This window comes from Halostagnicola sp. A56 (assembly GCF_000691505.1).
Classification (GTDB): domain Archaea; phylum Halobacteriota; class Halobacteria; order Halobacteriales; family Natrialbaceae; genus Halostagnicola.
Window position 1 is genome coordinate 145,378 of sequence record NZ_JMIP02000020.1, and the last position, 15,479, is coordinate 160,856.

Annotated in this window: 14 protein-coding genes; 6 read left to right on the forward strand and 8 right to left on the reverse strand. The window is 62.7% G+C overall.

Features of this window, described 5'->3' with window-relative positions:
• Positions 1-36: 36 nt before the first annotated feature.
• Positions 37-849: a 3-methyl-2-oxobutanoate hydroxymethyltransferase gene (gene panB, locus EL22_RS11825; RefSeq protein ID WP_050051693.1), complete on the reverse strand. Its 813-nt coding sequence runs from the start codon at positions 847-849 to the stop codon at positions 37-39.
• Positions 850-1,060: 211 nt separating this feature from the next.
• On the opposite strand from panB, the gene EL22_RS11830 reads away from it, so the two are divergent.
• Positions 1,061-1,294, forward strand: a complete 234-nt coding sequence (locus EL22_RS11830) for a DUF5822 domain-containing protein (protein WP_050051694.1) — start codon at positions 1,061-1,063, stop codon at positions 1,292-1,294.
• An 82-nt stretch (positions 1,295-1,376) separates the two neighbouring features.
• On the opposite strand, the gene EL22_RS11835 is transcribed toward EL22_RS11830, so the two are convergent.
• Positions 1,377-1,916, reverse strand: coding sequence for an HAD family hydrolase (locus tag EL22_RS11835; protein ID WP_050051695.1), 540 nt, complete (start codon positions 1,914-1,916; stop codon positions 1,377-1,379).
• 120 nt (positions 1,917-2,036) lie between these two features.
• A complete protein-coding gene (locus EL22_RS11840) occupies positions 2,037-2,441 on the reverse strand; it encodes a carboxymuconolactone decarboxylase family protein (RefSeq protein ID WP_050051696.1) in 405 nt (134 codons plus the stop codon).
• Positions 2,442-2,824: 383 nt separating this feature from the next.
• Here EL22_RS11840 and EL22_RS11845 point away from each other — a divergent pair, with 383 nt between their 5' ends.
• The 3 genes from EL22_RS11845 to EL22_RS11855 all read left to right on the forward strand — a co-directional run bounded on the left by EL22_RS11845 (position 2,825) and on the right by EL22_RS11855 (position 5,423).
• On the forward strand, positions 2,825-3,154 hold the full coding sequence (locus EL22_RS11845; protein ID WP_050051697.1) for a transcription factor S: 330 nt from the start codon (positions 2,825-2,827) through the stop codon (positions 3,152-3,154).
• A 104-nt stretch (positions 3,155-3,258) separates the two neighbouring features.
• A complete protein-coding gene (locus EL22_RS11850; protein ID WP_050051698.1) occupies positions 3,259-4,368 on the forward strand; it encodes a DNA methyltransferase in 1,110 nt (369 codons plus the stop codon).
• Between the two features lie 443 nt (positions 4,369-4,811).
• A complete protein-coding gene (locus EL22_RS11855; protein ID WP_050051699.1) occupies positions 4,812-5,423 on the forward strand; it encodes a hypothetical protein in 612 nt (203 codons plus the stop codon).
• 23 nt (positions 5,424-5,446) lie between these two features.
• On the opposite strand, the gene EL22_RS11860 is transcribed toward EL22_RS11855, so the two are convergent.
• The 4 genes from EL22_RS11860 to EL22_RS11875 form a co-directional block, all read right to left on the reverse strand.
• Positions 5,447-5,833, reverse strand: coding sequence for a hypothetical protein (locus EL22_RS11860; protein ID WP_231587941.1), 387 nt, complete (start codon positions 5,831-5,833; stop codon positions 5,447-5,449).
• A gap of 172 nt (positions 5,834-6,005) precedes the next feature.
• Positions 6,006-7,700: an asparagine synthase-related protein gene (locus EL22_RS11865; RefSeq protein WP_050051701.1), complete on the reverse strand. Its 1,695-nt coding sequence runs from the start codon at positions 7,698-7,700 to the stop codon at positions 6,006-6,008.
• A gap of 485 nt (positions 7,701-8,185) precedes the next feature.
• Complete coding sequence (locus tag EL22_RS11870; RefSeq protein ID WP_050051702.1) at positions 8,186-9,175, reverse strand: glycosyltransferase; 990 nt, start codon at positions 9,173-9,175, stop codon at positions 8,186-8,188.
• 163 nt (positions 9,176-9,338) lie between these two features.
• On the reverse strand, positions 9,339-10,832 hold the full coding sequence (locus EL22_RS11875) for a right-handed parallel beta-helix repeat-containing protein (protein WP_050051703.1): 1,494 nt from the start codon (positions 10,830-10,832) through the stop codon (positions 9,339-9,341).
• 260 nt (positions 10,833-11,092) lie between these two features.
• Here EL22_RS11875 and EL22_RS11880 point away from each other — a divergent pair, with 260 nt between their 5' ends.
• The gene (locus EL22_RS11880; protein WP_050051704.1) at positions 11,093-12,358 is read left to right on the forward strand and encodes a hypothetical protein; all 1,266 of its coding nucleotides are present in this window, start codon (positions 11,093-11,095) and stop codon (positions 12,356-12,358) included.
• A 61-nt stretch (positions 12,359-12,419) separates the two neighbouring features.
• Positions 12,420-13,511: a glycosyltransferase family 2 protein gene (locus tag EL22_RS11885; protein ID WP_050051705.1), complete on the forward strand. Its 1,092-nt coding sequence runs from the start codon at positions 12,420-12,422 to the stop codon at positions 13,509-13,511.
• Positions 13,512-13,677: 166 nt separating this feature from the next.
• Here the strand turns inward: EL22_RS11885 and EL22_RS11890 are convergent, their stop codons facing one another.
• Positions 13,678-15,294 carry an oligosaccharide flippase family protein gene (locus tag EL22_RS11890; protein ID WP_197075897.1) on the reverse strand — a complete coding sequence of 539 codons (1,617 nt, stop codon included), beginning with the start codon at positions 15,292-15,294 and terminating at the stop codon, positions 13,678-13,680.
• Between the last annotated feature and the right edge of the window lie 185 nt (positions 15,295-15,479).

Sequence of the window (15,479 nt, forward strand, 5' to 3'; positions counted from 1 at the left end):
TTCGGCGTCTCGACCTCGTTCGATCCCGTCCGAAAACTAGTAGATGTCCCCGAGGTCGCCCTCTTGATGGCTGTGTTCCTCGGCCGGGAACTCGCCGTCCTCGACCGCAGCGACGTAGTCGTCGACTGCTGACTCCATCTCCGAGCGAACGTCACCGAACTGCTTCGAGAACGACGGCGTCCACTCGCTCAGACCGACGGCGTCGTGGAAGACCAACACCTGCCCGTCGCAGTGGGGGCCAGCACCGATACCGATCGTCGGAACGTCGATCGCGTCGGTTATCGTCGCCGCCAGATTCGACGGGACGTGCTCTAACACCAGCGAGAACGCGCCCGCATCCGCGTGATCTTCGGCGAGTTCTAGCATCCGGTCGGCGGCCGCCCGATCCGTCCCCTGTCGCGGGTAGCCGCCGTACTGGTTGACGTGCTGGGGCGTCAATCCGAGGTGTGCCATCACGGGGATGCCGAGTTGGACCAGCCGCTCCGTGATATCGACCGTGTGCGGACCGCTCTCGAGTTTGACAGCGGACGCGCCCTCCTCTTTGAGCATGCGGCCGGCGTTTTCGATCGTGGCGGCTTCGTCGACGCCGAAGGAGAGAAACGGCATGTCGGCGACCACGAGCGCCTCGTCGGTGGCTCGAGCCACGGCACCGACGTGGCTGGCCAGTTGGTCGACGTCCACCGGAACCGTCGTCTCGTAGCCGAGGGCCGTGTTGGCCACGCTGTCGCCGACGAGAATCACGTCGACGCCCGCTTCGTCGACGATTTCGGCCGTCGGTGCGTCGTATGCGGTCAGCATCGTAATGGGCGTCTCACCCATCTGCTCGCGCAGATCCCGTACGGTTACCATACCCTATACCTTCGTGGCCGTTCATTAAACCTCACCGCTCTGCTGTCGGACAGTCGAACGTTTCCCGCTGAACGGCTCTCGTGCGATCAAACGACTCTTATCCCGCCGAACGGGCCGTCACACGTTCACGCGAATCTTCGACCTCGCGTTCTACCCGGTGGAACAACCGATTCCCGCGGCACTTAATAGGACTGCACGGCGATGCTCACTCGTGCCAGAACCCGTCGAAACCACCTCGCCCGACGGCGTCGACTTCGGTTGGGTGATGCAGGTCACGTTCGTCCTGACCATCGCCGTCGGCGCTCCCATCGTCGCGCTCCTCTCGATCACGGCGGACCTGACGAGTTGGGGGGCGCGCGCCGAGTTCGCGATCCGCGTCGGCGCACCCATCTGGGTCGTCACCGCGCTGTCCGTGTTCGCGTACGCGAAGCGCAAACAGGAGTAACGGCGTCAGGAGAGGTCGGTTTCGGTACAACGGAGGAGACGACGATCAAGTAGTCGTACAATCAACGCCCCGGCATCTGCGATTAGCGATCCGGGATCCGCGCGTCGACGTATTCGAAGTCGACGCCCGCACGTCGTGCCGCGATCTCGTCTCGTTCCGAGTCGCCGACGAACAACGCTGCCTCCGGCGTGCTCGAGAGCAGACGGATCGACTCGAGCAGCGGCTCCGGATCGGGCTTTCTCGCCGACACCGTATCGCGGCCGACGACTGCACCGACTGTGGCGTCGAGGTCGTGTGCCGCGAGCGCGAGCCGACAGGCCGCCTCGCAGTTCAGCGAGCAGACGGCGACGGCGACGTCTCGCTCGAGGAGTTCGTCCGCGCGAGCGAGTCGCGTGGATCGGCGCGCGCCCTCGCGTTCGTGGTCGGCGATCGCGTTCTCGACCGCCGCGGCGATGCCCGCGCCGTCCGCTCTCTCGAGGAGGGTCCAGAGGTCCTTCGCCGGCGGTTCGACGCCCGCGGTGTCGTAGACGTCGAGCACGTCGGTCCGGACGGCGTCCCAGTCGACGGCGAGGTCGACGACCGTCCCGTCCAGATCGTACACGACCGCGTCGTACTCAGTCACGATCGCTAGTATCGTCCCAATCTGAATAGCGACTTCGGTTCCGGTCGGGACCAGTGGAGCCGTCTTGTGGGTGGCGACGGTAGCTCAATTCCTGAAAAATAGGAGTGGACACCAGTCGACTCAGTCGTCGTCGGCCGCCTGTGCCTGCTGTTCGTTGATGTGATCGACGATCGATTCGGTTTCGGCCTCGAACTCCTCGTGGTCCATTTCCACGCCGTGTAGCACCGTCGAGAAGTATCGAACGTTGCCGGCGAGCGCGAACGCTTCCGCTAACTCCGCTTCCGTTACCTCCTCGAGTTTCGCCTCCTCGCGGTGGAAGTGGATGCAGTAGGGACACTGGATCGCAGCGCTCGCACCGACTCCGACGAGCGCCTTCTCCCGTCGGGTGAGGTCGGTTTCGCCGAGCTGGAGATCGCGGACGACGTTCCAGCTGTGATCGGCGGCGGCGTCGGGCAGCGCCTCGATCCAGCTTGGAACCACGCCGAGATACTCCTGAATTTCGTCTGCTGTGTCGTTGGATACCATTTCGTCTCCTCCTCCATACGGATCTCGTCGCGACCACGGTCGACTGACGATCGACTGCGGGCGGCGTGCCTCGAGATCCGTTCGTCTCTAGGTCCGCCAGCGCGAAGTACCTGACACGCTCTTCTCCGCCGGGAACCGTCGTGATTCTAGCGGCTCTCCGGTCAGAGCTAACGACGGATTCGGCGGGACCCAACGCGAATCCGACCAACCATAACGACGAATCTTATCGGAGACAACGCCGAAAGCGGACGGACCACCTGCGAAACGGCGGAATATAACCGATGACGGGTCACGCGCTCGCCGCCTGCCTCGTCGCCGTGCAGAGAGTGGGCATCGAGTGCCCAATCCTTGGGACTTTTGCGCGTCGACGCCCTACGCGGTGTATGCAGTTTTGCGACGAGTGCGGTTCGATGATGAAAGCCGACGGCGATCAGATGGTCTGTACGAACGACGAGTGCGGTCGCGCAAACGATCGCGACCGGGAGCGCGAGTCGGCGTTCGTCACCACCGAGGCCCAGACGGACGACGACGTGATCGAATCGAGCGAGGAGGCGAACTTCGAGGGCAAACCGATCGCGTCGGATGTCGTCTGCGACGAGTGTGGCAACCAGGAAGCCTGGTACGAACTCAAACAGACCGCCTCGGCCGACGAACCGCCGACCCGCTTTTTCAAGTGTACCGACTGCGGCTACCGCTGGCGCGAGTACAACTGATCGCTCAGTCGACGCGCAGCTTGTCGAGACAGCCGCGGATACCGTCGCCGAGTCGAACCTGCGGGTTCCACCACTGTTATGGCCCAGCGACGACCACTCGAGGTATGAGCGACGAGGAGCGCCACCGCCAGAGTCGGCTCGTCACGGACGACGACGGGGCGTTCGACGCCGAACGCGCTCGAGACGAGTCCCTGCCAGTCGAAGACGGCGAGGTGATCGACACGGATGAACTCGCCGACCACCAGCGGTATCTCGAGGGGCGGGGCATCTACGACGAACGGAACCGGGTCAACGACCTGACCGGCCGGGAGTGGAAGTACGCGACGAAATCCGTGATCGCCGAGGGGTACCCGCCGGATGTCCAGCACGACCTGCGCAGCGAACACGGCGGCCAGAAGCCGCCGCGACTCTGTGCGGAGTTGATCGGCCGGTTCAGCAAGGCCGGCGACACCGTCCTCGACCCCTTCGCCGGCGTCGGCGGCACCTTGCTCGGCGCGAGTTTCTGCGAGCACGAGGGGACGGGGTTGCGCGACGCCATCGGCTTCGAGCAGAATCGGCGCTGGATCGACATCTACGAGAACGTCCTCGAGCGGGAGAACGACGAGCGCCGCGACCGGGGCGAACCGCCCCTCGAGACGCAGGACCTCCGCCACGGAGATTGTGCATCTCTGATCGAGGAGATCCCGGACCAGTCGATCGACCTCCTGCTCACCGACGTACCCTACTGGCACATGGACGAACTCGAGCAGACCCGAAACGAGCGGGCGACTCGAGCGAGCAAACTGGGATCGTTCGACGCCGAGCGGGCGGGTGCGGACGACTCTGGTGAGGGGGATACCGATTCGGGCGAGTCCGACGCGGATCGGACGAGTGATGCTGACGCGGTATCGGACGCCGACGGAGCGCCGACGGAGCAGACGAAACCGGAGTGGCTCGCGGATATGGGTGAGAAGTTCGCCCAGTTCACGGGGACCGTCAAATCGGGTGGCCACCTCGTCGTCTTCATCGGAGATATGTACCGTGAACAGTCCTACGAGTTCCTCTCGGCCGACCTCGCGCGCGCCATCGAATCCGCGGCCCCCGTTCGACTGGTCGCCAACCTGATCTGGTACGATCCCTCGAAGGACCTCCACGTCTACGGCTACCCGTTCTCGTACGTCCCGTCGATGGTTCACCAGAACGTGCTCGTCTTCAGGCCGGATCGATCGGAGTGAGCGGAATCGATAGGTCGTCGCGTCGACGGACATTTCCTCGCCGTCTGACGATCGTCACGCAATCGTCTGACGCAGTTTTATCATGTGTCGAACCAACGAATCAAACAGGCGCGCATCGCGTGACGGGTACCAATCTCCCCCCATCCTCCCGTCGGCGCGCCTCCCCCCATTCGCTCCCCACTTTACGGAAGTGCAAGGAGAAAGCCCCGTGCTTTAGCGCGGGGATGAATCCGACAACAGGAACACCAACCACGAGTGTTATTGTGCCCGACAGCATACCGTGAGGCAAGCACATCTGGCGAAAATTGGAGTTGGATTGGGGTCTCCGGAATAAAATGAGTGAAAAACGGATTCGCATTCATGAACTGAACGAAAATAAATTCCCACGAGATGTACGGTTCCAATCCTTTATTATCTCCTTCTGATTAGAGGGAATCACCACGATGAAGTCGACATATATCAGTTCGGAAGAACAGGGGGAACGGGACGAAGACATCGCGGGTGACGATCAGTCGGAGACCGATGCCCCCGGGAGCGTCGACGAGACGTTCCCAAAGGACGAAATATTCCATCTACTGCAAAACGAACGCAGACGCCTCGTACTCGAGTATCTGCGCCAAACCGAGGGGCCCGTGCGTATGCGAGACGTTGCAGAGCAGGTCGCAGCGTGGGAACACGAGACCACCGTCGAAGAGCTGACGTCGACCCAGCGCCAGCGCGTCTACATCCCGCTGTATCAGTCCCACCTCTCGAAACTCGATAAGGCGGGAATAATCGATTATCAACAGAACCGTGGTATCGTCGAGCGCAAACCGCTGGCAGACACCGTCGATCGTTATCTCCAGGTGGATCCGACCACGGACGAACCGAACGACGAGGAAGACGCGGAGACGAACTGGGACGATTCGTACCTCGGCGCGACGGTGCTCTGTTACGTGTTGCTACTGGGAGCAGTGTTCGAGTTGCCGGTCGTCTCGATTATCTCCGGGATCGGACTCAGCGCGCTCATACTACTGATGTTCACGCTGTTGACAGTCCGGCGAATCTTCGAGTAACGAAGTCCCCGTTTCGACCCGGTCTAAATAACCAAGAAGAGAACGATCACCAACAGAATCGAAACGGCACCCACGAGCGCTCGAGCAGCCATCGGATGCCCGCCTGAGTCGGGTTCGAGGACGATTACCGTCCCCCGATCCCGATCGAACGCGATCGCGCCCGACGCCTCGAGCGCGGGCAGGCGCTCTTCATAGAGGCGTTCGTGGACATCGGCCCAGGTTTCTATCGGTGGGTTCGACGGCTCTACGAGGTGATCGGTGATTTCGTCCACAGTAGCCGGTGTTTCCATTTCCTCGAGTATCGCACAGAGAGTAGGATCTGACGCGGGGAGGAACTCCGATGCTGGCGGGCCAGTAAAGTGATCCCCGGGCTCGGAATATTTCAGCTCCTTTTCACTCGTCAGACGCATGGTTCTCGGTAATTCTTCACGGTGCATAAATATTGCCACGCTTCAGCACGACTCGCCCGAGAAATGGTTCATCGCGTGACCGTTGCAGTTTCGTTTCACCGTCACGGGGTGCAGTTTTAATCCTGAGCGCGGTGTATAGGTGTGGCCAAAATCGTTGTTGTGATAGAACTCCTTATACGAGCGGCGAGTTTCGTGCTCCGAACCACGACAGCAGCGATCTGTCGCTGTCCGACCAGCTACGGAGCCACCCCTGAACGTCGTTCAGCCGGAGTTTGTGCCGGGCCGGAAGTGCGTGAGCGCACTCGAGGTCGGGGAGCAACTGCTGGTCGGTGCAGTACCGGTCGAAGAGTGTTTCGCGGTTTGGCCAGGGCGGTTCGAACGACGACAAAAACGGCGTTTTCCGTCGAATGAACCCCTCCGTCTCGTTGAGAAGGGAAGAATCGTGCGGCCGATCCGGCGGTCGGTGACGTAGAATGTCTCCGTCGATCTGTTCGCACGCGCGGAGGAACGTCTCCGTCGTGCGGTGTTCCGGCGGCGTCTGAAGGTGCCACTCGACCAGTTCGGCGTCCGTCGCGAGAAACGCGGTGAAGAAGTTGTCCGAGAGGTGGTTGTGGAACGGAATCGACGGCTGATTCGCGATGCCACACGCGGTGAGTTCGTTCTGGGGTTGGTCCGCTCGATCCGCGACCGCGTCGACTGCACCTTCGATGGCGTTCTCGAGGTACGCCTCGGCGTCGTGTTCGAACGGCACTCGCTCGGCGAGTTCGCGGCTCGTCTCGGGAACGTAGCCAAACCGTGAGAGCAACACGTCGACCGGATTGGGATCCGTCTCGAGCCGATCGAAATTGATCCGTTTGCCGAACACATCGATACTGGCCTGTTCGGTAAAGTGGCCCCGGAAGAACGTGTCACAGAGAAGGCCGTGATAGATCGTGTCGGCGGTTATTTCGTCGGTGTATCCGGCGTGATGGATGTGCAGCGACTCCTTGATCCCCTGTGAGTAGCGCACCTTCGATTCGTCGGCGCGGAGGTACCGTTCGTCGGGCGGAAACGCCGTGTGCTCGACGCCGTACTGGTCTGCGAGCCGTCTCGCGCCGTCGACCTCTTGCCCGTCCGGATAGCCGACGGTGTAACCTCGTTCGATCGATGGCACCTGCGAGAGGATGATGCGTGAGTCGTAACCAGCAGATAGCAAGAGTGCCCCTTCACCCGGGAGTACCGACCGGCGCTCGAGCGCGCGCTCGAGTCGGTCGGCCAGTTCGTCGACGTAGTCAAACTCGCGCGGGCGATAGACGAACCTATCCAGCCGGTCTACCGAATTCGCGGTCAGTCGACTGTCGATCGGCAGTCGAGAGAGGTGCTCGACCCAGGTTTTCTCGCCGAGGGTCACGCCGAGATGCAGGAAATCGAGAACGGCGTCCGGATCGAGCGAGGGTGCCGGTAGCGTTCGGCCGACCTCGCCCGAATCGGTTCCGAAGACGCGGACGCCCGATTCGTCGGTATAAAAACAGGACCGGGACCTGACCATGTCGGTGGCGACGAACGCGTGTTCGGCACTGTCGATATCGAGGACGACGAGGTACGATCCGTTGAGCGACGCGAGCGCGTCGGTTCCTGCGTTCGGATACTGCTCGAGGACCCAGCGCGCGGCGTTGGTTTCCTCACCGGGCACGTACGCCTCTCCCCAAACGAGACAGATTCCGGTCTCGGTTTCGTGGGTCGCGCTCCATCCCGGCGCTCCGAGCCCGGAGTCCCTGATACCGGCGGTGATCCGCTCTCCCTCGAGTATCGCGTCGAACTCGTCGTTCGACCGGAACCGACTGAACACCTCGATACCGCCAAATACGCCGAAGAGTTCCTTGTTCATCGTCTATAACAACCGTGGTGAACGAGCGGGCAGCGTTCGATCGAACCTTTCGCTGTCAATCCGACGTCCGGCGAGCACCTGTAAACGTGCACCTCGTTAGTTGACCATCGGAAGAGCGACCAATAATTATGGCTCAGTTAAGCATTGAAACGTCGGAAACAGCCATTTCGACCATCGTCGGTCCTCGTTCGCCCCGATTGTGACTGGAGACGCCTCGAAAGCTCCGGATACCGACTGCGAAATATCCTATCGAGCTATAATACCAAATCATTGTTGTGAAGAGGGGTGAACCATCGTGAAATGTCGGGAACGCGTCGGCTCTCGATACCGACTCCCCGTGAGAATTACGCACCGTGTCGAGAGTACCGAAGCGCTGCCAGGACTGCGGTCTAACGCACCACAAGAAAATCAAACATTCCTCGAGAGGGGCTACAAAACAACGGATAAACTGGTCGACCGACCGTGCGAAATCTTGAACTATCAGCTTACTCGAGACGTCGCCGCGAGCGAAGTGTTCGACCGGCGATCGCCGCGAGGACGAGTCCGCCGAGCATCGTCGTGACGACCGGGAGCGGATTGCGCCGAAGGCCCGCTCCGGCGGCCCAGCACAGCCCCGGGTAGTTACGCGGCGAGGCCGACGCCGTGCGGAGGTGCCAGAGTCCTCGGAGCGGCTTTCCGTCAGCGAAGTAGCGTTTCGCGACGATGAGGTCGTGGCTCGCGCGGATATCGAATCCCTCGTCCTCGTATCGATCGACCGTTTCCTCGTGCATCTCGAGGTACTGATCGCTGGCGGCGTGGACGACCGAGGCCGGCGGATGACCGGTCTCTTCGCGGACGACCAGCGGCTCGTCGACGTAGGCGAGTTTACCTTGCTCTAAGACCTTCAGACAGAACTCCGGATCCTGGAATCGATCGAGTGCTTCGGAGAAACCCCCGACTTCGTCCGCGACGGCGGTCCGGACGAGAAGCGTCGACCCCGCGCCCGGTTGGACGTTGTCGGCGAGGATTTCGCCGATCAGTTCGTCGTCTCCCTCTAGTGTCGGCGTCTCGTCGCGGGTGGCGAGGACGCTCGCCGCGGTCGTTCGCAGTCGGCCGTCGGTTCCGGAGAGCTCGAATCGCGAATCACAGTAGACGCCGACCCACTCGCTCGAGCGGCCCTCGAGCGCCCCCAGCTGTCGCTCGAGTTTCGCCGGGAGCCAGGTATCGTCCGAGTCGAGAAAGGCGACGTACTCGCCGTTCGCGTGCTCGATACCGGTGTTTCGGGCCGCGTTGGCACCCTGATTCGTCGCGTGAACGACCGGCCGGACTCGCGGGTCGTCGTACCCCGCGAGCACGGCGCTCGTGTCGTCGGTCGAGCCGTCGTCGACGACGACCACCTCGAGATCCTCGACTGTCTGCTCGAGGGCGCTATCGATCGCACGCGGGAGTGTTTCGGCTCGGTTGTACGTCGGAATAATGACGCTGACGCGTGTCATTCCGGTATCGATTTCGGGCGGGGCGGGTTTATTATGGCACCGCTAAGCTCCGCTCGATGCCGGCTTCGTCGCCCCCGCGAGTGCTTCGTCGATCGTCTCCCCTCTCGATCGCGATCAGGTCTACGGCGCGCGGTTAGCCAACCGGACAGGCCGGTGACCGACCTCAGCGATCGTCTCGAACGCCGTCAGGGAAGGAGTTGTCCTCGAGCGAGACGGCTCCCGAGTCGGCGTATATGTGTACAGAGTTGCTCTCGGACGACCGGGCGACCGTCTCCTCGATCGTGACGTCGCTCGCACCGGTGATGGCGATCGACGTGTTCGCGGTCTCGAGGTCGCTGTCTGCGATACGGTAGTCGTCCCCGCTGAGATAGAGCCCCCCTCGTTCGTCGCTTCCGGTTTGCTCGAGCGAAAGCCCCTGGAACGTCACGTCGTCGCGCTCGCAGAGGATCGAGTGACGAATCGGCAGCCCGCTGGCATCGCCCGTGACCGAGACGTCCTCTAGGGTGACGGCTCCCGAGTCGTCCCCGAGAATTCTGAACGCGTAGGCGCTGCCGTCGATGTCGACATCGACGTTCTCGAAGGTTGCCGTCCCCGAGCCGGAGTCGAGACGGATTGCCGAGCTTCCGCCTTCGCCGACGGTGACCTCGGTATCTTCGATCGTGACGTCTTCGACGTCGCTCATGACCCGAATCGCTTCACCGTTTGGTTTGGGGGCGTCGATGGTGACGTTCTCGACGTTGAACGTGTCCCCGTCGTCGATTCGAATCGCGTGCTGGCCCGGCGCGTCGTCGCGGTTGTCGTCGACGGTGATCGAGGCGTTTCTGATCGCGCCGCGCGAGCCGCTGAGACGAATCGATGCGGTGCCGCTGTTTTCGAAGTGACCGCCGTCGATACCGATCTGTCCGTTCTCGGTGAACCCGTAGAGCCCGTTGCCCGGGAAGCCACCGAGTTCGCAGTTTTCGAAGATGAGCGTCCCCACGTGGTAATCGTTGACATGGATTCCGGTCGGCCCCTTCCACATGTTGCCTTCGTTCGGCGTCGCGTCCACGTGGACGCCGCCGTCGGGCGCCTTGAAGCAGTCGACGCGTCCCTCTCCATCGGGGTCGACGATATTGAAAAGTCCTGGCCCCCACGTTCCCGCGTCGTGGACTCCGTCGACGACGATGTCTCGGACGAGCAGTCCATCCTCGACTTCGGCGTTGATGACGCGGATTCCGGTCTCGTCTGCCGTCTGGTCTATTTCGAACCCTTCGAACCGGAGGTCTCGACCGGGCGCTGCCCGGGTCCCAAGCCGGAACAGTCGATACTGCGGTCCGTCGAACTGGTAATAATTCGCCGGAACGAGTGTCGCATCGTAGCCGACGAATCCGACGTTATCGAAATCAGTCAGTCGAAGCTGTTCGTCCATCGCGTACCGCCCTTCCGGGAACTGTATTAGCGTGTCGTCGTCGACCTCCTCGCGCAGGACGGGCGTGATCGACTCCGAGCCGGTCGGATCCGCACCGGCGTCGACGATGTCGACGACGTTGCTGTACTCTCCCTCGAGGTGGTCGGCCGAAGCGACACCGCCGAACGCGAGTGTCGATCCGACGCCGACGAGACAACCTTTCAGGTACGATCGACGGTCTATCGAACGAAATCGTGAGTTTCCTCGCATTGCATCGGAGCGTTACGAGAGGGGGGTTATACATATATGAGTGGTAACTTATGGTGAAATTATTGGCGTACTGAATGAACAGAGAGCAACTGTTTCACGGGAAACAAACAATCGTTCGATCCGATAGCTTCGCTGATGAATTGGGCCGCTTATCGTCCCGATAATCGCGTCTCAGTCGCGTTTCGACCGGAGAAGAGGCCGGAGCGCGCTGGCGCTTAACACACGGATAAGAAAGGTCAGACGACTCGTTGTCTTGGTCGATGACGAAGCGAAATCGACGATCGTTCATAGCCGCGGCCGCTGTCGGCGCAACGGCAGGGCTGGCAGGGTGCGCCTCAGAAGTACGCGAGTCGCTTCCGTTCCAAACGGACGACTCCGAGACGGATGGGAACGGCGACGAAGACGACGGTGGGAACGGCGACGACGACGAGCAATTACCCGGAGAATCGATCGCGGACTTCGAGGACATAGAGCAGTGGGAGCCGATGCTCGAGAACAACGAACTCGAGGCGGCCTCGGACGATTCGTACGCGGGTTCACAGTCCGCGAAACTCACCGCCGACGAGTCCACAGAGTACGCGGGTATCGAGCGAACCATCACCGGCGGGCTGGACCTCAGCGGCCGAAACCTCTCGCTCGCGGTCAAGTTCACCGGCCGCGAGCAACTCCACCTGACGGTCGATCTGTTGGCCCCGGGTTCGAACAGCGTTCACTCGCTGACGCGGTCGCTCATCGGCCCGCGCGACCGGTGGGTTCGCGTGGACCTCGGGACCACCGGCGTCGATTCACACACCGATCTCAGTTCCGTTCACGAGATCCGCATCGCCGCGCGTCGCCGAGGCGGCGAGGACGGCGCGATCGAGTGTCAGGTAGACGACCTTCGCTCCGTCTCGCGTCCGGAGAAAGGCAAGGTCATGTTGCTGTTCGACGGGACGCTCGAGAGCCACCGCTCTGAAGCGTTCGAACCGATGCAAGAGCACGATTTCGTTGGGGTCGAGTCCGTTATCCCAAATACGGTAAACAGCTCCGGTCGACTCTCCTACTCGTCGTTACAGGAGCTCTCAGAGGGCGGGTGGGAAATGCTCGCACGTCCGGGAACGGGGTCGTCCCGACTGCCCGATTACTCTGCCGAGGAACAACGCCAGATGATCGGCGAAACCCAGTCCTACCTGGAGAGCCGCGGGTTCGAAGACGGCGCGCGCCACTTCGTGACCCCGGGAAACGTCCTCGGCCCGAACACAATGGACATCCTTCGAGAGCAACACGAACAGGCGTTCAGGTACGGCGGGAGTCCGAACGCCCTGCCGCTGACGGATCCGCACAACGTCGGCGTCTTCCCCGGTACCGAAGGCGACGTGACCAGAGAGTACGTCGGGTACGCCGCCGAGTACGGCCAGCTCGCGGTCCTTCGCTTCGAGCAGATCGGCGACGGCGGGATGGCCGTCGACGAGTTCGAGGATCTCCTCGCGTACATCGACGAACAGAACGTCGAGGTCGTGACGGCGAGCGACTTGCTCGAGACATGACGAGCCGCGCTCCAAGCGCGCGCTCGCGGACCGGTCGCACCGGCGCGATCGGTGAGCGCTGATGTACCGCGAAGCCACCGTCGGCGTTGTCCTCCCCGCGTACAACGAGGAGGGGTTCGTCGGCGACGTCATCCGGGAGATCCCCGAGTACGTCGATCGGATCTACGCGATCGACGACCAGTCGACCGACGGGACGTGGGAGGAGATTCTCGCGGCCGCTCGAGCGGGGTCCGGGGCCCAGACCGGAACGATCTCATCGGCAGTCGTCGACGGCGATCACTCCAGCGCCGCGGACGATCAGCCCCGAACTGACGGCGGGCCGGAACCGCTCACCACCCGGGCGACCCTCCACGACTCGATCGGGCGGGTCCTCCCGATTCAGCACCGAGAGAACATGGGGGCCGGCGGCGCGATCAAAACCGGCTACCTCGCCGCGCTCGAGGAGGGCGTGACCGTGACGGCGACGATCGACGCCGACGGGCAGATGGACCTCTCACAGCTCCCGCGGTTGCTCGATCCGATCGTCGAGGGACGCGCCGATTACGCGAAGGGAAATCGGTTGCTCGATCGCGAGTATCGCGCGGCGATGCCGCGGTTCCGGTTCGTCGGGAACTCGATGTTGACGTTCCTGACGAAGATCGCCTCGGGGTACTGGAAGACGATGGACCCGCAGAACGGCTACACCGCGATCTCTCACGAGGCGCTCGAGGCCGTCGACGTTCCCTCGCTCTACGAGTACTACGGCTACTGTAACGACCTGCTGGTCAAACTCAACGTCAACGAGATGCGGGTCGCGGACGTCGGAATGCCGGCGGTCTACGGCGACGAAGAGTCGAGCATCGAGTACTCGACGTACATTCCGAACGTGTCGTTCATGTTGCTTCGTGACTTCCTCTGGCGATTGAAGACGAAACACCTCGTGACGGATTTCCACCCGCTGGCGCTGTTTTACCTCGTCGGTGCGGGGACGACCGCACTCGGCATCGTCGCCGCGTGCCTGACGCTCGTCGATGCCGTCGGGCAGAACGGCCCGGTGCTCACGAGCGGTATCGCGAGCGCGATCGTCTGCTGTCTCGGCGTTTTGTTGTTGCTGTTCGCGATGGTGTTCGACATGGCAGAGAGCGAGCAGTTAGAACAACAGTATCCACAGTGAGGGCTGCCGTCGCGTCGAGCCCCGGGGCATTCTCCGAGCCCGCTTGTAAACGAGCACGCGATGGCTTCGACGGACGGCCGCTTGCCGCACGATCCCTTCCTTCTCTTTTCTCACGCTCGTCTCGAACTCTCCGTTGATTGCCCGGCGAACGCCGGGGAGATTCGAATCAGAATCGCAGACTTTCGATCCCGGATCCGAGCAGGCCGACGAAGAGGCCGGTCACGAGCAGGGAGATCCCGACCAAGATGAGCAGACGCTGAACCCAGTTTATCGGCACCGAATCGGCATCGAACCCGTCGAAGCGCCGATACGCCGCGTCGGCCCAGCCGCCGACGGGGTCGGGTGCCGCCGCGAGCGCTTCGAAGGGCACCTCGAGGTCGACGGCCCCGACGAGAACGCCGAAGCCGAACACCAACACGAGCGCGACCGGGGGAACGATCGCGACCGCGAGCCACCCGGTCGTGATCGCCGCCGAGAAGCCGACGATCGGAACCGCCGCGAGCGCACTCCCCAGGGCGGTCCGCCCGAGTCGAGCGCCGGCGAGCGGCTCGAGATCGAGCGCTCGAGCGCTCGCGAGGTGAAACGCGAACAGCGATCCGTATCCGATACTGGTCGCAGCGGCCGCACCCCGAACACCGAAGTTCGGGATCAGTACGAGACTCGCCGCGACGAAGAGCCCCGCTGCGCCCGCTGTCGCAGCGACCGAATACCGGCGGCCGTCGTCGGTCCTCGAAGCCGTCTGCACGGGGCCGGCGAGCGCCGCCCCGAACGCGCCGGGCAGCATCACCACGAGTGGCCCGACGGCGCTCGTCGCTGCGGGGCCGAACAGAGCGGGGACCACGACGTCCGCGAGCGACGCGAGGACGACCGCGCTCCAGGCGGTCAGGACGAACGTGTATCGGATCGTCACGCCGACCGGATTCGACCGGGCCCCCACTCCGTTCCGGGACCACGACTCGGCGCGAGAATCGGCAGACAGCGGTCGGAGCACGAGCGGAACGACGAAGAGAACCGACGCGAGCGTGAGCGCGATGCGGTACGTGCCGACCGCGGCGGCGTCGACGAATCGATACAGGAAGACGACGCCGACGTGAGCAAGTGCCACCAATAAAACGGTGCGGACGGCCGTCAGCGGATCGAGCCGAATCTGCTCGAGCCAGGATCCGGATCTGGATCGAGCGCCCAGTTCCGAAAGCGACACGCGTCGGACGATGAGGCGGACTCCCGCGATGGAGACGAAGACGCTCGCCACCAGATGCGCTGTGAGCGCGCCGAAGACGTCGAAGCCGACGGCGACGAACGGGAGGACGACCACGGCGACGGCGACCGATTCGAGTATCGGGAGCCGTTCGGCCTGGGCCTCGAGACCGAGTCCGGCCAGCGTCTGTCTGGTGAACTCCCGAATCTGGGTCGTGATCACGAGCGCGCTGAACACGAAGAAATACGGCCTCGCACCGGCACCGAAAATCGTATCGAAGACGCGGGTTCGAGTGGCGAGCGCGAGCGCGACTGCGCCGAGCACTGCCAGCCCGATCGCGGCGAGTGCGTGTGCGACGACGAGCCGACCGCTCGAGTTCGTTCGCCGATTCGCGGACAGGGTTGTTCGGACGCCGTCGGGAACGCCGACGCTCACCACGGCAGTATAGATCACGAACACTGCGAGCAGAAACGAGTACTCGCCGAACGCGGCGGGACCTAACAGCCTGTACAGAATCGGTGACAAAGCGACGGTACTCAGGAGAGCGCCGACGCTCGAGCGGCCGACTGGGATAACGTTTGTCACGAACTCATCCACCGGAAGTCGATCCGATCGATCGCCCCCACCGTCGACGTTCGGTCGCGTTCCGGAACAGACACGGTATCGGCTGGAGCTACACATGACCCGGTCCTTATTATGTCCGGGTTAAACGCAAGACTCGTGGCGCGCGCTCGATTGCGACTGGGGGTGAAACGCGACGGACGATCACG

What these genes read in the sequence shown, in the direction of transcription:
- panB (WP_050051693.1), bottom strand. Translation starts at nt 849, where the DNA reads ATGGTAACCGTACGGGATCTGCGCGAGCAGATGGGTGAGACGCCCATT.
- EL22_RS11840 (WP_050051696.1), bottom strand. Translation starts at nt 2,441, where the DNA reads ATGGTATCCAACGACACAGCAGACGAAATTCAGGAGTATCTCGGCGTG.
- EL22_RS11845 (WP_050051697.1), top strand. Translation starts at nt 2,825, where the DNA reads ATGCAGTTTTGCGACGAGTGCGGTTCGATGATGAAAGCCGACGGCGAT.
- EL22_RS11850 (WP_050051698.1), top strand. Translation starts at nt 3,259, where the DNA reads ATGAGCGACGAGGAGCGCCACCGCCAGAGTCGGCTCGTCACGGACGAC.
- EL22_RS11855 (WP_050051699.1), top strand. Translation starts at nt 4,812, where the DNA reads ATGAAGTCGACATATATCAGTTCGGAAGAACAGGGGGAACGGGACGAA.
- EL22_RS11860 (WP_231587941.1), bottom strand. Translation starts at nt 5,833, where the DNA reads ATGCGTCTGACGAGTGAAAAGGAGCTGAAATATTCCGAGCCCGGGGAT.
- EL22_RS11865 (WP_050051701.1), bottom strand. Translation starts at nt 7,700, where the DNA reads ATGAACAAGGAACTCTTCGGCGTATTTGGCGGTATCGAGGTGTTCAGT.
- EL22_RS11870 (WP_050051702.1), bottom strand. Translation starts at nt 9,175, where the DNA reads ATGACACGCGTCAGCGTCATTATTCCGACGTACAACCGAGCCGAAACA.
- EL22_RS11875 (WP_050051703.1), bottom strand. Translation starts at nt 10,832, where the DNA reads ATGCGAGGAAACTCACGATTTCGTTCGATAGACCGTCGATCGTACCTG.
- EL22_RS11880 (WP_050051704.1), top strand. Translation starts at nt 11,093, where the DNA reads ATGACGAAGCGAAATCGACGATCGTTCATAGCCGCGGCCGCTGTCGGC.
- EL22_RS11885 (WP_050051705.1), top strand. Translation starts at nt 12,420, where the DNA reads ATGTACCGCGAAGCCACCGTCGGCGTTGTCCTCCCCGCGTACAACGAG.